This is a genomic window from Pontibacter pudoricolor, assembly GCF_010092985.1.
GTDB lineage: Bacteria > Bacteroidota > Bacteroidia > Cytophagales > Hymenobacteraceae > Pontibacter > Pontibacter pudoricolor.
On record NZ_CP048106.1, the window covers coordinates 1,003,141 to 1,021,630 of the forward strand.

The window sequence follows — 18,490 nt, forward strand, 5'->3', positions numbered from 1 at the left end:
AGGATTATACCTGATAATTCATAAGCTATAGTTAGGGCAGGCACATAAACAAAAAGCCTTCAGAATTCTCTGAAGGCTTTCGGGGTGAGCCCCCAGTCGGAATCGAACCAACGACCTACTGATTACAAGTCAGTTGCTCTACCAGCTGAGCTATGGAGGCTTGTACTTATGTTTGAAATAAAAAGCACATGCAGTACAAACATGTGCTTTTTTGGGTGAGCCCCCAGTCGGAATCGAACCAACGACCTACTGATTACAAGTCAGTTGCTCTACCAGCTGAGCTATGGAGGCTTACTCTGGTGTGCCTTAGTGTTCTAAAGCGTTGCAAAGGTATGTTCTATTTTGAAAACTGCAAATACCCGCTGCAACTTTTTTTATAGCATTTACTTAATGTTTTGAATGTCAGCTATAAAAAATTATCCTCTGAAGGCCTTTAGCTGACGATTAAGCTGCTCGATACGGTGTTGCGCATCAGCAATACGTCCTTCATACTCCCCGCGTAGTTTATCGGCATTTTTAGAACGGGCAAAGAATTCGATGTTGGTACGCAACGTCTGTATATCATTCTGGAGCTGCGTAATTTCACGGCGTATGCTTTGTTCCTTATGCTGTAATTTCTGAGCAGCATCCGGGCTGTTTTTCAAGCGCTCTACCTGTAGTTTAACTACCATTTCAGATCGCTCTTCCAGGCTTAAGCCGGGTACACGCTCCAGGTAGCTTTCCATAAGCGAGATAAATTTCTCTTCAACCTTAGGGCTGCTGCGCTGCTTGTTCTGGTCCAGGGCTCGCCACTGGCTTACAAACTGCTCATACTCTCCCAGCGTGGCTGGTTCTGTAGGTTGTGATATCTTTTCAGAAATCCTGTCAGTAAGCTCCATCTTTTCAGATGACAGCTTTTCGAGTTCCGCGCTGTGGTTTTGCTCCTGTGCCTGTTTGCGGTCAAAGAACTCGTTGCAGGCACTTCTGAAACGTTGCCAGATTTTATCAGAATACTTGTCCGGTACACGACCTATCGTTTTCCATTTTTTCTGAAGCTGTATCAGTTTTTCTTTGGTAGCGTTCCAGTCATTGCTTTCTTTCAGGCTCTCAGCTTGCTCGCAAAGTTCGGTCTTCAAGCGCAGATTCTGCATTTTCTGCTCATCCAGCCCTTTAAAGAACTGGTTTTTATGCTGGAAGAAAGCTTTGTAGTTGCCCCAGAAATTTTTGTTTACTTCTTCAGCATATTCTTTCGGCACCAATCCGGCAGCATCCCATTCCTCTTTCAGTTTCTGAATTTCATCGGTCTTATCACGCCACTCATTAATACGGTCGGTGTTAAAGCCCTGGTATGCCTGCAATCTTTCAAGCAAAGCGCGTTTCTTTTCCAGGTTCTGCATTTCAACTACTTTGCGCTCTTCCTGGTAGGCTTTGCGGCGGGTATGTACTTTTTCAGATGCCTGTATAAAACGCTCCCAGATCGGGTCGCGCTGGTCGTTTGGTACTGGTCCAATGTTTTTCCATTCCTCGTGCAGGTGGCGTAATTCCTCCAGTGCTTTATTTATAGTTTGCTCGTTTTCAAGCGCTTCGGCACGTTCTATCAGCTGTAATTTCGCATCCAGGTTACGCTTGCGGTCAAGCTCTTTCAGCTCATAAAATATGCTGCGGTTATTGTAGAAAATATCCAGCAGTGCGTGATACGAATCCCATAGTTGCTGTGCTGCTCCGGCGGGCACAGGGCCAATGCTTTTCCATTCAGACTGTATTTTCTTAAGTTCGTCAGTACTGCTCTTTGTTTCAGCAGACTCTACAAGCTCGCGCAGGCGGGAAAGTAATTCCTGTTTGCGTACCAGGTTGCGGTTACGGTTCTCTTCTGTTTGCTGGCGCTCCTGATGGCGGGCATCGCGGTAAGCTGTCAATAACTTTTCAAGATCCTGGTGCTCAGGAGAAGCATGGTATTCAAAATCTTCTTCCGTACCTCCCTCCTGCTTGAAACGGTCTAATGCTTCGGCTTTTTCAGCCTGGAAGCGAAGGTCGTAATTGCGCTGAATTTCGTTTATGATTCTGTGCTTTTTGCGGGCATCAGAACTCTTTAGTGTGGTGGCCAGTGCGGCGCGTAATTCTTCTAAAGGTAACTGGCTATAGTCCGTATGATCTTCATCCAGTTCTTCGTCATCATGATCAGCATGGCTGGCTGGCTGCGATTCTGCAGCAGGTACTTCCGGAGTTATTTCGGCAGCAGATTGTTCCTGTACATCACCTGAAGGTGTATTCGGGTGTTGAGAAGCTGTTTCTTCCACATCTGTAATGCCTGTGTTGGCTTCAGCAAATATTTCTGTTATCACTTCTGAGGCAGCAGCTTCATCTTCTGTTTTTAGCTCCGGTGTTACTTCTGGCTGTTCTTCTTTAGGAACTTCCTTGTCACTGATTTCTTCGCCTTGTTTGCCGGCATTTATTTCAGCCAGACGTTTGTCAACTATACTTTGCGGCGATTCTGGCTGTTGCTTCTGCTCATCTGCTGCATTTTGATTCTCAGGTTGGTTAACCTCAGCTCCGGTAGTGTCCAGATCCTTATTTTCTGTAGTCATGATTACGGATATATTAATAACGTAATAGCATTAGTTCAGGCGTGGGTCTACCGGATAATTCGATAAAACCTTATATTTGCCTCCCATCTGACGCAGGATGCTTCGCCATAGTGTATCAGCCTCTAAATTAAACAATTTATTCACAGCATTGTTATTGACGATCCAAACATTTTTATCAATTTCTTCCTGCAGTTGCCCTGCCGTCCAGCCAGAATAGCCTAAAAAGAAACGAACATCTTCAGAAGTGACTATGCCTGAGCCGATCATGGTTCTGAGCATTTCAAAATCGCCACCCCAGTAAAGGTCTTCTCCCAGTTTCACAGCCTGCGACAGATCTGGTATGCGGTGCAGATAATGTAGGGTATTGAATTGAACCGGTCCTCCAATGCCTAAAGTAACGTCAAATGCATCGTTATATATATCCACCACATCCGACAGTTTCATATCCGAGAGCTTATTAAGTACCAGGCCAAATGTTCCCTCTGCTTCATTATGGTTACACAGCAGTACAACCGAGCGCTCAAAATTAGGATCGCCCTGGTATGGTTCGGATATAAGTATACTCCCGCTCTGAGGTTTTATCAACCTTTCTTCTTCCATCTTCATTTAGTCAGTTTTAAGTATTTTGTTGTACTCTTTCTGCCCTGTGTAGAGTTACAGCCAGCGTGTAGTTTTATTACGAGATGTATACACTATAGTAGCAAAATTTGCACTACGCATATTTATAGTTTAAGGTACAGAAAGCGTTAACCGGATTAGATTAATAAGCCATATTGTAAGTTAATTGTTAAGGCAGCGGATATTTTTTTTAAATTTGGACAAACCGAACAAGCCTATGTCCCTGTTACCAAACATTGCCGCTATCCGCAAGAATTATGCTATGGAGTCACTAAATGAGGTATCTGTAGCCAAAGATCCAATAACTCAGTTTAAGTCCTGGATGGACGAAACTATAGCCGCCCAAGTAAACGAGCCTACTGCCATGGTGCTTTCTACGGTAAACAGCTCCGGAAGACCATCTGCCCGCGTAGTGTTACTAAAAGATGTGACCACGGATGGATTTATATTCTTCACAAACTATAATAGCCGCAAGGGCCATGATCTGCAGGTAAATCCTTTTGCTTCACTTACCTTTTTCTGGCCCGAACTGGAGCGCCAGGTACGCGTGGAAGGAACCATACAAAAAGTGCCGGCAGAGATATCGGACTCCTATTTTCATAGCAGGCCGGTAGGCAGCCAGATCGGAGCCTGGGCTTCACCTCAAAGCCAGCCTATTACCAGCCGCGAAGAATTGGAAATAGCAGACGCAGACTATACTAAACGATTTGGCGATCTGCCTGTTATCCCAAGGCCGGAACATTGGGGCGGTTACCTGCTGGAACCTGACCGGGTAGAATTCTGGCAGGGACGCCCGAACCGCCTGCACGATCGTATCGTGTATGAGTTGCAGGAAAACCAGTGGCACATAAAACGACTGGCTCCGTAAGGCATAAGGCAAATTCACAGCAAAATTAACTCACCACCTCCCCAACAAAATGGCAGAGATATTACCCTTAAAAGCCTGGCGATACAGCCACTTACTGAATCATCAAATTGAAGAGCTGACCTCTCCCCTTTTTGATGTGGTATCGGCGAAGCAGCGCGAGACTTTATACCGCAATCCGTTTAACAGCATCCATCTTTCTGTTCCGCTTGGTACGCAGCCCGCCGACGAAGCCGCTGCGTTACTGCAGCACTGGAAAGAGCGTGGCGTTATATTGCAGGATGCGCTGCCAGGTATTTATGTGTACTACCAGTATTTTAAGCTGTCGGGTGAGCAAAAGGAATACTGCCGCAAAGGATTTATCTGCCATATAAAAGCCTACGACTGGAAAGAACGTGTATTGCTTCGGCATGAGAATACCATTCCAAGCGCGGTAAACGACAGAATAGACCTGCTTTCTAAAACTGAACTCAACAGCAGCGCCACGCACGGCTTGTATACCGACCCGGCGTTTGCGTTGGAGCAGTACATGGATGAAAGCATCAAATCGCCGATTTATGAAACCGAAGATTACCAGGGTGTGCGCGATGTACTGGCTGTGATTCACGACCACGATGTGATTCATAAGTTTATAGATGTGCTGCGCGAAAAACAGGTGTTGCTGGCAGATGGGCACCACCGCTACGAAGGTTCGCTGGAATACCGCAAACGCATGATGGCTCAAAATCCGTCACACACCGGCCTCGAGGCCTACAATTATCATTTAATGTACCTGACCAACACCGAGTCGGATGACCTGCGCATTTTACCAACGCACCGCGTGCTGCAACAGATTGATCTATCGGATGAGGAGTTTCTGCAACGGCTGAGCGAATATTTTACGATCATCCCGAAAGAAGACCCCGTTGAGCTGAACGAAGTTATAGTTGGCAAGCAATGGGCGTTTGGTTTATATCTGTCAGGTAACGCTTATAAGATTCGCCTGAAACCGGAAATGCATCACCTGATAGACTGGGAAGTACCGCAGGAAGTAAAGGACCTTGACCTGACGGTCATGCACTATTTCATTTTCCAGCGCGTGTTAGGAATAGACCCGGAAGTGCAGCGAAACTATAGCCGCCTGAGCTATGAGCGTAATTTCACGACATGTATCCGCCAGGTTGATACCGGTGCTTCACGCCTTGCCCTTATCACAAATGAAGTATCGATGGAACAGGTAAAAAGGGTGTGCTATAGTGGTGCGATCATGCCGCAAAAGTCTACCTTCTTTTACCCGAAAGTTATCTGCGGTTTTTTATTTAGCTCCATAAAAGAAGATGAATTTATCTCGGCCCCTGCTGCTTGCCTCTAATTCGCCCCGTCGTAAAGAACTGCTGACTGGCTTAGGGTTACCATTTGACGTGCATGTAAAAGAGGTTGAGGAAGATTACCCCGCAGAACTGAAGCGCGAACAGGTAGCTGAATATCTGGCTTCCCACAAAGCTGAGCAGTACTTCGGGGACCTGGAGGACCACATTTTACTTACCGCTGATACTATAGTTTGTTTAGGCGATAAGGTACTGAACAAACCAGCAGATTATAAGCAGGCCTACGACATGCTTCGCTCTCTTTCCGGCACGCACCACGTGGTCATTACCGGCGTTTGTATCCTTACACGGGATCTTAAAAGCATTTTTCACGACACCACGAAAGTTTATTTTAAAGAGCTGAGCCACGAAGAAATCGACTACTATATCACCAACTATAGACCTTACGATAAAGCCGGGGCTTACGGCATTCAGGAATGGATCGGTAAAATAGGTATCGAACGAATTGAGGGTTCTTACTTTAACGTAGTCGGTCTGCCCGTTCAGAAACTTTACCAGCGGCTGGTTAGTCTCGGCTTTTTGAGTCTTGATTGATGATTGTTAAGTGTTAAATGGTTAAAGCCAACTATAAATCCAATCAAATAATTTAAATCAATGCTGTTCCGGGCATCCTTGTCCGAAACTTTTCCTGCTTCATACGTCCACGTACGCGTAACTTTAAGCCTGATTTACGGGAACTCGGAAGTCCCCCAACAGAAAGCTTCCGGACCTGGAAGTCCTAATGAGCAACCATATTTAATTTTGGAGCGGAAATCTTTTCTGAGCCAAACTATAGTTCCGAATCTGTGGTTCGTGTTCGGCTAGGATAATAACAACTATAACCCTTACCAAACTATAAAATATCCCTGCTGTAGCGGTTCAGAAACTATACCAGCCATTGGTTAAGCACGGCTTTTTTGACTGCTCATTGATTTTTTTGAGTGCTTTTTTTTCTGCTGATAACAACTATAAAAACCTGAATCATTATTTTTGCAGGTTGTTTATAGTTTTATAAATGACGAGTCGCATTTAAACAGCAGTTAAAAACAGCAATCAATGTCATTTATAAAACTATACCTGGCTCCGGGTAAGGAGAATTCCCTGAAACGTTTACATCCCTGGGTTTTTTCGGGCGCGATACGTAAAGCAGACGGCGAGCCGGAAGAAGGCGAAATTGTAGAAGTTTATTCCAGTAAGCGCGAGTTTCTGGGCATGGGCCATTACGCGCTTGGCTCTATTGCCGTTCGTATCTTCTCTTTTGAGCAGGTTGAGCCAGACTATAGTTTCTGGAAAAGCAAAGTGAAGCAAGCCTACGATTACCGCAACCGCCTGGGCCTGATCGATAATCCGGAAACGGATGTATACCGACTGATCTATGCGGAAGGTGATGGCGTGCCGGGACTTATAGTTGACATGTATAAAGATACGGCCGTAGTGCAGACGCATTCGCTGGGCATGTACAACGTGCGTGAATTTGTGACCAAAGCATTACAGGAAATTTATGGCGCAAAGCTTCGGGCCGTTTACGATAAAAGTGCCGAGTCGCTGCCCCAAAAATCTGTGCCGGATGCAGTAAATGGTTATCTTTTCGGTAAATCGGAAGGTGGCGTTGTGGTTACTGAAAATGGCAACAAGTTCTTTATCGACTGGGAAAGTGGTCAGAAAACCGGGTTCTTTATTGATCAGCGTGAGAACCGTGACTTGCTGGCCCGTTACACCAAAGGCAAATCGGTACTGAACACGTTCTGTTATACTGGTGGCTTTTCGGTATATGCTTTAAATGCCGGTGCCGAACTGGTACATTCGGTAGATGTGTCTAAAAAAGCGATAGAGCTAACGATAAAAAATGGCGACCTGAGCAATGCCCATGACCGGCACGAAGCTTTTGCGGTAGATACCTTTGATTTCCTGAAGGGCAAGGAAGACCTGTACGATGTAATCGTGCTGGACCCTCCTGCTTTTGCCAAGAGTCAGAAAGTGCGTCATAATGCCGTTATGGGTTATAAACGCCTGAATGCAGAGGCCATGAAAAAAATAAAGCCGGGCGGAATTCTGTTCACTTTTTCGTGCTCGCAGGTAGTAGATAAATACCTGTTCAACAATACCGTTATGGCAGCTGCTATTGAGGCTGGCCGAAACATAAAAGTAATGCACCATCTCTCCCAGCCCGCTGATCACCCGATCTCCATTTTCCACCCGGAAGGCGAGTATCTGAAAGGCCTTGTGCTGTTTGTAGAATAATTCTTTTAGTTGAAAAGTTTGGAAGTTAGAAGGTTAGAAAGTTAACCAAACTATGAAGCTGTTTAGTGTTTTTTCTAACGTTAGTATAGCCCTTGCTGCGTGTTATCACCAGCAAGTTTAAAAGCCAGCTAATAGGATTGTTGGTGAAAACACCAACAATGGCTCAAAGTTAGAAAGTTAACCAAACTTTAAACGAGAAAGCCGTTGCAAACTATAGTTGCATCGGCTTTCTCGTTTTTGTCATTTCGAACAGCGTGAGAGATCTAAATCAGCTAAAATCCGTGAGAGATCTCTCCTATCGTCGAAATGACAATTACATAAAACGACAATTATAGTTTACTCCAGTACAGATTTTGAGGGTAGTGCAGTTGGCAGATCCATCCGGATTCGCCATTCTTTTGGGTAGTAGTTGTTTGTGCGGTTTCCGATCAGTTTTGCCCAGCCTAACGGCAGACCATTGTATTGTAGCAGTACCCAATCAGTGCCATGGGTGCCTAAATTGATATCTTCTTTGCGTAAATAGCGGATTGCCTGTTCAAGGTTCAGTTCAATGAACTTAAACGCCTCTTTGTTAATATGTTGTGAAAGAGCCAGTGGCTGAAGTGGTTTTACTTTTTTACCTGCTATTTCAGCAACCTGCGTACCGCCATAGATCACGTATAGTTTCTGATACACTTCGTCGGCGGCTTCAAACAGGTTTTCGGGTAAGGTAAAGATGGTTTCGTTGTGCTGTATCCAGGCAAGGTCTTCTGCATGCAGTAGCCAGTCCTGTACCAATGCTTTTTCTTTCTTGCCGGCTTCCTGTAGTTTGTATTTCTTCTTTTTACCGGAGCTATAGTTTTCGTCCTCTGTTTGGCCTGCTTTGCGCATCACTGCTAAAAAAAATCCTTCGCCCTGCACGGCATGCGGGTAAAAGCGGTAACCTTCTACGCCTTGTAATTCGGAGCGAACAATACCCAGTGAATCATCGAAATTCAGTTTAATGCTTTGCGCATTTTCCTGTTCGCCCAGCCAGGCCATGTTTTCTTCGTTTTCGGCTTCGTTCCAGGTGCAGGTGCTGTAGATCAGGATGCCGCCCGGTTTCAGGGCTTCCCAGGTATCGGCTAAAATGCGTTGCTGGCGACGGGCGCAAAGGTTAACATTCTCCTCCGACCATTCTTCTACTGCATGTGGATCTTTCCGGAACATGCCTTCGCCGCTGCAGGGAGCATCAATCACCATCACATCAAAAAACTCCGGCAGTCTGCTGAAATCGCGCGGGTCGTTGTTGGTTACCAGTACGTTGCCCGAACCCCACTTGGCAATATTCTCGGCCAGTATAGTAGCCCGGCTTTTAATGACTTCATTCGAGACCAGTAAACTATCTTTTGAGATCAGGCTGGCCAGGTGTGTGGATTTTCCGCCGGGTGCGCCGCAAAGGTCCAGCACATGAAGAGGGTGGTCCAGATTTATAGTTTGCTTCAGTACGTGCTCCAGGAACATGGAACTGGCTTCCTGCACATAATATGCGCCTGCGTGTAAAAGTGGGTCTAAGGTAAAGGAAGGGCGCTCGGCTAAATAGTAACCGGAGTTGGTCCAGGGGACCTGAGGGTAATCTATGTTGTTTTGAAACTTATGCCGGTTTACCCGGATACTTACTGGGGGGCTTGTTGCAGCGACTGTTGGAATTTGGAGTAGTTTTCACCTAACAATCGCTGCATGCGCGTCTCGAAGGTGAGCGGGAGTTTTATCATGGTGCAAATTTACTGATTCCCTGAAAAGCAGTTCTATAGTTGCCTTTTTTTCAAGTGCAAATATTCTTTAACAATTGGGATATCGGCAGGGCACCAACTATAGCTTGGTAGTTCATTTAGAGTTGCCCAACTATAGGCTTGGTGTTCTGCCAGCAAAATATTCCTGTTTTGCAAACTACAGGTATACGGAATCAGTTCAATTGCTCTTAAACTATAGTGGTGTTTTACTGGGGTCAGGCGTGTATGAGGAACTATAAGCAGGTTAAGTTCTTCCAGTATTTCCCGTACAAGGGCATCTGTTTCTGACTCGCCAACTTCCACCTTACCACCCGGAAACTCCCAGAGCAGAGGTTGCGCCATGTTGCTGCTGCGCTGGGTTATCAGTACAGTGCTTTCGTGTTCAATTATAGCGCAAACTACTCTGATCATACCTTTCGTCTAAAAAGAAACTCCTGCAACAGTAATTAGTCTACGTTCTATTCGTGTACAATTAAAGCTGCAGGAGTTTACGGGAATCTGAGCAGGTTAATTACGTTTAGGTAATACGCCACTGATTGTAAAACCAATCGCATTTGCTGCATACGAGTTGTTCGCCTGGTCTGTATACTTCATAATAGTATAAGATATTCCGAAACCGCTGTATGCAAATTCAAAAATGGCTCCGGTGCTCCCATCAAACTCCATATTTTCACCTAAGCCATCGGTATTTAATTTTATAGCCTGATGCTTAACTATACCAGCGCCCAGCCTGATTTTCTCGGTAGCCATCCAGTTTGCTGTTAGGTGCAATGGTACGCGTGTTAACCTGATGTGTGCGTTGTCGGCGGCGGTGGTAACATACTTGTAGCCTACAGTTGCCCGTAAACGCAGCTGCTCCAGTTTTCTGAACTGAAACTCGGCACCTACCGCCACGGCTATACCCTGCCCTGCTTTAATAGATTGTTCATCGCCATTGGTAAACGTAACAGTTCCTACCTCATCGCCTCCAAACTCAAAAGCAGCGCCTAACAAAAAGCGAACAGGCTTATAGTCAGAAACATCTTCTACCATTGGCGGCGCAACTTTGGTAGAATCAAATTCCTGGGCACTGGCGTTGTAATAGCATCCTAATCCGAGGAAGGAAAGGAGTAAAAATCTTTTCATAAAAAGTTTGGCTTATAGTTGAATAATACCCGAAAATTAGAGAATAAAATGATCCGCCGTATACCGCTGAATACTAAAAAATCAAAATAAATTATAGTTATAACATCAGTTGCCTCTAAACAAAAAACACCTGATGGATTCAGGTGTTTCGTTTTAATGATTTATGATTTATAACATATTGGTTATCAGTAATCAACTTGCTGACGAGACGTGCAAAAACTTGTTGTCGGGCGGCTATTTAGTATTTTTAGCACCCATCTGCTCGCCTAATTTTTCGTATGCGATGTCGTTAGGTTCCCATAGTTCTATTTTGTTACCTTCAACATCCACTATATGAACGAACTTTCCATAGTCGTATGTCTCGATCTTGTCTAGTATCGTTACACCTTCCTGTTGTAGTTGTTCTACTAGTGCTTCAATGTTCTCTACACGGTAGTTTATCATGAACTCCCTGGCAGAAGGCTCAAAATATTTCGTTGTTTCCGGAAACGGACTCCATTGCGTAAATCCTTTCTTTGTTTCGTCAGCACCCTGTCGCCATTCAAAAACAGCACCGTAGTCGTTGGTATTCAGACCGAGATGTGTCTGGTACCACGCTCTCATTTTGTTAGGGTCTTCGCATTTAAAGAAAATGCCACCAATACCTGTTACTTTTTTCATTTGGATCTGTGTTAGATTGCTAAGCTGTGATTGGTTATCTGTCGTTTTTTTGTTTGTTATTAAGCCCTATAGCTTACCATTTCTTTCGGCTTTTTAAGCTGGTAATGTGCGCTAAATGATGCTTGCAATGCCACGCATATAACCCTATAACCTCAGAAAGTTTCATTTCTTTTTCATGTTCCGGATGAAGAAAGCTTTTATTAAATTCTTCATCTGTCAGGCTTTTTAGTAATGTAACCCATCTCAGATGGATTCCTTCCAACATCTTTAAAGCCGGCTCAATTTCAATTGTTTTACTGTCGGCAAGTTCTGCCCACTGGGCTTCGTTATAAGGTTTTATTGTTGGCCTGTCCTCTGTAAGCGCCAGTTTGAAACGTGTCAAACAATTCATATGGCTGTCGGCGCAGTGATTTACAACCTGCCTGATTGTCCATCCATTTTCTCGGTACGGTGTGTCTAGTTGCTGATCTGATAAACTTTCGGTCTCATTTCTCAGCTGAGCAGGAAACGTCGCGATAACCTCGATGAAGCTTTCCAGGAGCTCATCACTGAGCGATTCCGGACGTTCATAGTGACCAATCGGATATTTAAGATTGTCTATTGCCATCGTATATTATCAGGGTTTTCAGGCCAAAGGTTATTGAAGTTACGCTCAACGTTACTCGTGCAGCCGATGGGCGAGGCGGAGCCGAGCATAAGGGCTGCACTGGGTTAGCGGTTTGTGCTTTTTATTATTCATTCTGCAAATAACCCATGTATCCTTCTACAGCATCCTGAATCATTTCTGGCACTTCTTCATATTCATAGTTTGGGCATTTTTCAGGGTGTTGCTTTATATCTTCCCACATCTTTTTCACTTCATGCAGGTCTTCTGCTGTGAATTCAAATTCCTGCTTAGATAAAATGGAATAGGCACTAATTTTAGCTTCGTAGCTTTCGTAAAAAAGTATTTTGAAAATCTCTTTCAATTTTTGGCTACAGTCTAAACCTTCCAATGCAAAAACCAAAGTCCCATTGTAGTTATGGTTTTCCTTCTTGAATATAGCTTCCAGCAACGGCTCAACGGCTTTATTGTCTTGTATATCTTTTAAGGCTAGAGCTGCACAATTCCTTAGTATTGGGTCTTTTGAGTTAAGAAGTTGTATAAGAAATGTTAGTACTTCGTCTCCACCAATTTCTCCAAGTCGATAAGCAGCTTCTCTCGCCCTTCCCCAGTCCTGAGAAAGGATTTCCTGTTTTAATTGACTGAGTTCTTCTTGCTGTGTCACTGATGCAATTTATAGTTGGTATTCCCGCTAACTACCAGCTAAACGACAACATACGCTTATCTGCACTATGTACGTAATAGAATATCCTACTTCAACTTCTCCTTTAGAATTTCAAACTCCACTCCCGGCGAAATCTTTTCATACAGAATAAGGTAGACCGCGTTGGTAATGGGCATGTCAACTTTTAAGGTCTTGTTCAGTTCGTAAATGCTTTTCACGGCATAGTAACCTTCAGCTACCATGTTCATTTCTACCTGCGCAGATTTTACCGAATAGCCATGACCGATCATATTACCAAATGTACGGTTACGGCTAAACTGGGAATAAGAAGTTACCAGCAAATCACCCAGATAGGCAGATCCACTTAAAGCACGGTGCATTGGCATAATTTCATCCAGGAACCGCTCAATTTCGAACATGGCATTAGATACAAGTACCGCCTGGAAGTTATCGCCATAGTTTAAACCACGGGCAATACCACAGGCCAGAGCTATAATGTTTTTCATTACCGCGCAATATTCAATACCATCCAGGTCGTCGAGCGGATTGGCCTTAACATAGCGGTTGCGTAGCAGCTCACAGAAACGTTCGGCTGTACTTATGTCATGCGAACCAATCGTCAGGTAAGACTGTTTTTCGAGGGCAACTTCTTCGGCGTGGCAAGGTCCGGCAATTACCAGCTGGTGGGTGTTGGGTACATTAAAACGTTGCTCCACATAGTCAGTTATCAGGATGTTCTGTTCCGGAATCATGCCTTTAATAGCCGAAACTATAACCTTGCCCTTCAGCGCATCTTCGGGCAGGTCGGAAATGGCTTCCTGCACAAAAGCGGCAGGCACAGCAAGCACTACCCAATCGGCAGCGGCTACAACAGCCTGTATATCAGCGTTGGGTTTTACATAGTTCAGGTCGAACTGTACCCCACTCAGATAGCGTGGGTTGTGCTTATAGTTTACCAGGTGCTGCACATCGTTTTTGTTGCGCATCCACCAATGTACCTGCGATTTGTTTTCGGAGAGGATCTTTACAATCGCTGTTGCCCAACTTCCCCCTCCTATAACGGCTATTTTTTCCAAGTCTAGTCTTCGTTTTCTTCTTTCTCCTCATCCTCAGCCTTTGTTTTGCTGATAGATTTCGCATCTTTTACTACTACTTTGCTGCCATCTTTCAATGTCTTAGATACAGCTCTGAACGGACCAGATACTACTTTCTGGCCAGCTTTAACACCGCTGATGATCTCAATATTATCGAAATCGCTGATACCGGTCTTCACTTTCTGCGCTTTTACGGTGTTGGTTGCAGCATCGTAAACAAACACGATCTCATCCACTTTCACCTGGGCACGTTTTTCCTGCTCTTCTTCCGTTTCTTTAGCCGGGTTGCCAGCATCTGCATTTTCTTTTTTCTTCTCATCGGCGCGTGTAGTTACCGCCGACAAAGGAACTGATAACACATTGCTCTTACGCTCTGTAATAATATCAACTGATGCCGTCATGCCCGGGCGGAACGGGAAGCGGTTATTTTTTGAAAGATGATTGTACGACTCGTTTATTAACCGGATGCGAACTTCAAATTCTGTAACAGCTTCCAGGGTGGTGGCATCTTTTGCCGTGTTGGCGATGGCCGTAACTATACCCTTAAATTTCTCGTCGCGGGTGGTGTAAGAGTCAACCTCAACTATAACAGAGTCGCCCATGGCTACCCGAATAATGTCGTTCTCATTCACATTTACGCGTACTTCCATATTGTTCAGGTTAGCGATGCGCATAATTTCGGTACCGGCCATCTGCGAAGTACCCACCACGCGTTCGCCACGCTCTACGTTCAGTTTAGAAACTGTTCCGCTTACAGGCGCATAAATGGTGGTTTTGTTCAGGTTCTCACGGGCGTCTTTCAACGATGCCTGTGCATTCTGTACACCAAACTCAGCAGCACGAATGCTTTGCTTCAGCGATTCAATTTCCTGGAGGCCGGCATTGTAGCTGGCACGGCTCTGCTCAAACTCAGCTTCGGAAATAACCTTTTGTTCAAACAGCTTTTTGTTACGCTCGTACGCCTGTTTTACCTGTACCTGGTTGGCCTGCGCCTGTGCCAGTCGGGCTTTCGACTGCGACAATTGCGCTCTGGAAGAATTTACTGTTGCCTCCTGGGCATCTACAAACGACTGATAGTTATCAGGGCGTATACGAAGCAACAACTGGCCTTTCACCACCGAGTCACCTTCTTCCACGTTCAGTTCTATGATCTCTCCGGATACGTCCGGGCTTATCTTAACTTCTGTTTCCGGCTGTACTTTCCCGGAAGCGCTCACTTTCTCTACGATCTCTGCCTTTTTAGCCTCAGACAGCAGTACTTCTGTTCCATCTTCTTTCCCTATCCAGCCGGCTTTTTTGGCTACAACTATAAGAACTATAGCTACAACTAATACAGTAATTAAAATTGGGATGAGTTTTTTAGATTTTTTAGCTGCCATGGTTGATTATAAAGTGATTTCTTTCCCCTGGTAAAAGTCCAGTACCTTAAGTTTAAAAGTATACTCGTATTTGGCTTGAATTAAATTTGATTGAGCTGTACGGTAGTTGTTCGTGATCACGAAGAAGTCCACGGTATTGATAACACCGCTGTTTAAACGAAGCTCTGCATTTTTATAACTCTTTTCCAAAGCCGTTACCTGTACTTTAGCTGCCGCATATTTACGCTGTGCCGCCAAAGCATCTACATATGCCTGTTCTATAGTCTGGCGAAGTTGGTTTCGCTCTATATCGGCATTTATTTTTGCATTCAGCTGACCTAGTTTAGCACGCTGCACATTGTTACGAGCCAGGAAACCGTTGAAAATTGGAACTGTTAAGTTAAGGCTAACCTGTTTACCAATTGTATTTTGTAGTTGGTCAATAAATGGATAATCAGTTTCTAATAGTTTAGGCGTATAGTAAGTAAATAACTCAGGTTCACCATTGGGCCCTATCGGGTTAGTTATTAGTGAATTCTTAGAAAACTCCCCTGTTGGATCAAATAACCTTTGTTGACTATTATAAAAAGTATTTATTCCTGCACTTAGTGACAATCTTGGATAGTAAGCTCCACGAGCAACTGCTAATCCTTTATCTGCACTCATAACTCTAAAATCAGCAGCTTTTACTCCCGGTTGAGTTTGTATTGCAGCATCATATACTATAGTTGGCTCTACGAGTACAGGAAGTTGATCTGGTTCCGGTACTTCAGGTACAACTATAGCAAAATCACGCGCTTGATCACCCTCTAAATTAAGAAGTTGGATAAGTGACAAACGTGAAATGTCCCGTTGATTCTGAGCATTTATAATATCCAGCTCATCTGTAGAAAGTTGTGACTCCAGATCCAAAACTGCTACTTCGGCAACACTACCTGCTTTGTAGAGAAGCCTGGTTCTATCTAGTTGTTTTTGCGTAGTACTACGCTGCAGTTCTGCAGTTTTTATAAGTTCTTCTGCAAACAGTACATTAAGATATGAAGTGATGATCTGAAGTGAGATGTCGTTTTGAATAGCCTGAACATCAAAATCGCTTGCTTGCAGATCATAACCACGCTGCTTGATCAGGTTAGTTTGCTGCAAGCCCATAAACAACGGTACCGAAGCATTAGCACTAACACCAAGGGAAGTATACTCATTTGTTCGTACCTCCTGAACAGTAGGGTCAACAGTTGTTCCTGAGCTAAATGTGCTTTGCGCAGATCCGTTTAAGCTCGGTAATCGGTCCAGTTTTGCTTGCTTTAAATCAATAGCATTCAGGTCGCGGCCTACGCGGGTTTGTTTTACCTGCAGGTTGTTTTTCTGAGCGTATTCAATTGCCTCTGTCAGTGTCCAGCCGCCATTGCCGGGGTTGTCCTGGGCAAAGGCAGGCGTTGAGAACAATAAGGAGCCCAGCGCAACCGCTAAAAGCAGGTTCACAGATTTCTTCTTCATAGTTTAGGTTTTAAGGGTCGGTTATAGATCAATGTTCGGAATATAGACCACGTGTTTCACCCAACTTAATTGTTTCAGGTATTCCAGGGTTATTGGTTTTATACCAGAGTCCATCTCTATAAACTGGCGGGCCATTTCATTCTTGCCTTTTCTGGATACGCTCATGGTTGCAATGTTGCAATCGTCGTGGGCTATAACGGAGGCTATAAAAGCGATACTACCTGTTTTATCTTCCGCATCAATAATAAGCGTATGCAGGTTAGCAGAGAAGCTGGCAGTAAAGCCATCTACTTCCACTATCTGTATCACACCACCACCGCGGCTCTGGCCAACAACCTCAACTTCGCGGCCCTGGGCTTTCAGGTTAAGCTTAATGGTATTCGGGTGCATGGTTGATGCATTGCCAACAGACTTGAACGTATATTTCAGGCCACGCTCTTTGGCATGGTCGAAGGCTTCTTTTATGCGTTTATCGTCGGTTTTAAAATCAAGCAGACCGGCAACTATAGCACGGTCGCTGCCGTGACCCTCGTAGGTGCGGGCAAAAGAATTATAAAACGTGATGATGGCTTCTTCGGGAGCGGCACCAAGTATGCGGATGGCAGCTCTGGCAATACGAACCACACCAGCTGTATGCGAGCTGGACGGACCGATCATAACGGGACCAATCATATCAAAAACACTACTTTTCTCGGCCATAACAGGTAAGCGTATTAATAAAATATCGTGAAAACCAAATTTATGAATAAACTCCCAGTATTTCAGCAAGCAAACTATAAATTAGGCATATTTCTACCAATCAGCTTTTTAGCTATACCAACAACACTGCCCGCTCTATAAAATCTTGCAAACAGGCTCTTAAACTATAGTTAGCAGTAGCCATTAAGGGCTCTGGTGTAGTTAAATTGTCATTCTCTGGCGTAAGATAAACTATAGGCAGTATAATATTTTAGAAATGCCATGTACCAAACTATAGTTTTTCTTACTTTGCACAGTAAATGAGCATCTCATCAAACAAACCAACTATGGACTACAACTTTAAACCGGAAGTGCTTGAGCAACTAAAGCGGCTGGAAGAAAAGTATGTGCCTTTAGGCCAGGATCTGGCTGCCTACCTGGAAGGACTCTACCACACCGATTTTATTAACTACTGGGATTATATTCACCTGGATACGCTGCTAAGCCTGCAGAACCCACGCACCAATATTCCGGACGAAAAGATCTTTATCATGTACCACCAGATCACGGAGCTTTACTTTAAGCTTTGCCTGGAAGAGTACAGACAAATAGGTGAAGATAAAGCTATTACCGCCGAAATGTTAACCAGGCGCTTGAAGCGCATCAACCGCTATTTCGATAACCTGATAAACTCGTTTGATGTGATGGTAGATGGTATGGATCCGAAGCAGTTCCTGCAGTTCCGGATGGCGCTGATGCCGGCCAGTGGTTTTCAGTCTGCGCAGTACCGTTTAATTGAGATCGCGTCTACAGACCTACGTAATTTGGTGGCAAAAGACAAGCGCTCTGTGCTGGGATTACAGAGTACCCAGGAAGAAATGATTGGTTGCATTTACTGGAAAGAAGGTGCCACGGAAGTAGCATCGGGTGCTAAAACACTTACCCTGATCCGCTTCGAGGAGAAATATACCAAGCAGCTGATTGAGTTTGCAAAAGAATACCAGGATAAAAACGTGTGGAGCGTGTATAAGCGCCTGCCGGAAGATGAACAGCAAAACGAGAAGCTGAAAAGACAAATGCGCGACCTGGACAGCAACGTGAACGTGAACTGGCCACTGATGCACTATAAATCAGCGGTGCGTTACCTGCAGCGCGACCCGGATGTGATTGCCGCAACAGGCGGAACGAACTGGATGAAATACCTGCCTCCAAAATTCCAGAAACGTATTTTTTACCCGGAGCTATTCACGGAACAGGAAACCGAAGAATGGGGCAAAGGCTGGGTAGATAAAGTGCTGAATGGAGAAATTTAATTGTTGGAGGTTTAATTGTCATTTCGAGCCAAAGCGAGAAATCTATTACTACCTATAGTTGAGATAGATCTCTCCTATCGTCGAGATGACAAATATTATATAAAGGACCTCACAG

General features: G+C 44.5%; 17 protein-coding genes, 2 tRNA genes and 1 pseudogene. 5 read left to right on the forward strand and 15 right to left on the reverse strand.

Annotated elements, in window-relative coordinates; all coding sequences use genetic code 11:
* Positions 1–87: 87 nt before the first annotated feature.
* The 4 genes from GSQ66_RS04360 to GSQ66_RS04375 form a co-directional block, all read right to left on the reverse strand.
* Positions 88–160: transfer RNA gene (locus tag GSQ66_RS04360), tRNA-Thr, on the reverse strand.
* 58 nt (positions 161–218) lie between these two features.
* Positions 219–291: transfer RNA gene (locus tag GSQ66_RS04365), tRNA-Thr, on the reverse strand.
* Positions 292–416: 125 nt separating this feature from the next.
* Positions 417–2,564 carry a DUF349 domain-containing protein gene (locus GSQ66_RS04370; protein WP_162426340.1) on the reverse strand — a complete coding sequence of 716 codons (2,148 nt, stop codon included), beginning with the start codon at positions 2,562–2,564 and terminating at the stop codon, positions 417–419.
* A 30-nt stretch (positions 2,565–2,594) separates the two neighbouring features.
* A complete protein-coding gene (locus tag GSQ66_RS04375) occupies positions 2,595–3,170 on the reverse strand; it encodes a YqgE/AlgH family protein (protein WP_317164221.1) in 576 nt (191 codons plus the stop codon).
* Positions 3,171–3,399: 229 nt separating this feature from the next.
* Between GSQ66_RS04375 and pdxH the strand changes: the two genes are divergently transcribed.
* From pdxH to GSQ66_RS04395, 4 genes are all read left to right on the forward strand, one after another.
* Positions 3,400–4,050, forward strand: a complete 651-nt coding sequence (gene pdxH, locus GSQ66_RS04380; protein WP_162426341.1) for a pyridoxamine 5'-phosphate oxidase — start codon at positions 3,400–3,402, stop codon at positions 4,048–4,050.
* Between the two features lie 49 nt (positions 4,051–4,099).
* Positions 4,100–5,398 carry a DUF1015 domain-containing protein gene (locus GSQ66_RS04385; RefSeq protein WP_162426342.1) on the forward strand — a complete coding sequence of 433 codons (1,299 nt, stop codon included), beginning with the start codon at positions 4,100–4,102 and terminating at the stop codon, positions 5,396–5,398.
* Positions 5,364–5,948: a Maf family nucleotide pyrophosphatase gene (locus GSQ66_RS04390; protein WP_162426343.1), complete on the forward strand. Its 585-nt coding sequence runs from the start codon at positions 5,364–5,366 to the stop codon at positions 5,946–5,948. The genes GSQ66_RS04385 and GSQ66_RS04390 overlap by 35 nt, the downstream gene beginning before the upstream one ends.
* Before the next feature lie 501 nt (positions 5,949–6,449).
* Positions 6,450–7,634: a class I SAM-dependent rRNA methyltransferase gene (locus GSQ66_RS04395; RefSeq protein ID WP_162426344.1), complete on the forward strand. Its 1,185-nt coding sequence runs from the start codon at positions 6,450–6,452 to the stop codon at positions 7,632–7,634.
* Positions 7,635–7,970: 336 nt separating this feature from the next.
* Here the strand turns inward: GSQ66_RS04395 and GSQ66_RS04400 are convergent, their stop codons facing one another.
* The 11 genes and pseudogenes from GSQ66_RS04400 to sdaAB form a co-directional block, all read right to left on the reverse strand.
* On the reverse strand, positions 7,971–9,134 hold the full coding sequence (locus GSQ66_RS04400) for a methyltransferase RsmF C-terminal domain-like protein (RefSeq protein ID WP_238395808.1): 1,164 nt from the start codon (positions 9,132–9,134) through the stop codon (positions 7,971–7,973).
* 48 nt (positions 9,135–9,182) lie between these two features.
* Positions 9,183–9,302 (reverse strand): annotated as a pseudogene (locus GSQ66_RS19130) (hypothetical protein); the annotation flags it as partial.
* Between the two features lie 98 nt (positions 9,303–9,400).
* Positions 9,401–9,796 carry a (deoxy)nucleoside triphosphate pyrophosphohydrolase gene (locus GSQ66_RS04405; RefSeq protein ID WP_162426345.1) on the reverse strand — a complete coding sequence of 132 codons (396 nt, stop codon included), beginning with the start codon at positions 9,794–9,796 and terminating at the stop codon, positions 9,401–9,403.
* A 96-nt stretch (positions 9,797–9,892) separates the two neighbouring features.
* Entirely contained in the window at positions 9,893–10,510 is a 618-nt protein-coding gene (locus tag GSQ66_RS04410; protein WP_238395809.1) for a hypothetical protein, read from the reverse strand.
* 234 nt (positions 10,511–10,744) lie between these two features.
* Positions 10,745–11,170 carry a VOC family protein gene (locus GSQ66_RS04415; protein WP_162426346.1) on the reverse strand — a complete coding sequence of 142 codons (426 nt, stop codon included), beginning with the start codon at positions 11,168–11,170 and terminating at the stop codon, positions 10,745–10,747.
* Between the two features lie 73 nt (positions 11,171–11,243).
* Positions 11,244–11,777: a YfiT family bacillithiol transferase gene (locus GSQ66_RS04420; protein ID WP_162426347.1), complete on the reverse strand. Its 534-nt coding sequence runs from the start codon at positions 11,775–11,777 to the stop codon at positions 11,244–11,246.
* A 124-nt stretch (positions 11,778–11,901) separates the two neighbouring features.
* Entirely contained in the window at positions 11,902–12,438 is a 537-nt protein-coding gene (locus tag GSQ66_RS04425) for a HEAT repeat domain-containing protein (protein WP_162426348.1), read from the reverse strand.
* An 86-nt stretch (positions 12,439–12,524) separates the two neighbouring features.
* Positions 12,525–13,514: an NAD(P)H-dependent glycerol-3-phosphate dehydrogenase gene (locus tag GSQ66_RS04430; protein WP_162426349.1), complete on the reverse strand. Its 990-nt coding sequence runs from the start codon at positions 13,512–13,514 to the stop codon at positions 12,525–12,527.
* Positions 13,515–13,516: 2 nt separating this feature from the next.
* Positions 13,517–14,911 carry an efflux RND transporter periplasmic adaptor subunit gene (locus GSQ66_RS04435; protein WP_162426350.1) on the reverse strand — a complete coding sequence of 465 codons (1,395 nt, stop codon included), beginning with the start codon at positions 14,909–14,911 and terminating at the stop codon, positions 13,517–13,519.
* A gap of 6 nt (positions 14,912–14,917) precedes the next feature.
* Positions 14,918–16,369 (reverse strand): TolC family protein, encoded by a 1,452-nt coding sequence (locus tag GSQ66_RS04440; protein WP_238395810.1) that lies wholly within the window; start codon positions 16,367–16,369, stop codon positions 14,918–14,920.
* A 36-nt stretch (positions 16,370–16,405) separates the two neighbouring features.
* On the reverse strand, positions 16,406–17,083 hold the full coding sequence (sdaAB, locus tag GSQ66_RS04445) for an L-serine ammonia-lyase, iron-sulfur-dependent subunit beta (protein ID WP_162426352.1): 678 nt from the start codon (positions 17,081–17,083) through the stop codon (positions 16,406–16,408).
* Positions 17,084–17,382: 299 nt separating this feature from the next.
* Here sdaAB and GSQ66_RS04450 point away from each other — a divergent pair, with 299 nt between their 5' ends.
* On the forward strand, positions 17,383–18,375 hold the full coding sequence (locus GSQ66_RS04450) for a tryptophan 2,3-dioxygenase family protein (RefSeq protein WP_238395811.1): 993 nt from the start codon (positions 17,383–17,385) through the stop codon (positions 18,373–18,375).
* The last annotated feature ends 115 nt before the right edge of the window (positions 18,376–18,490 follow it).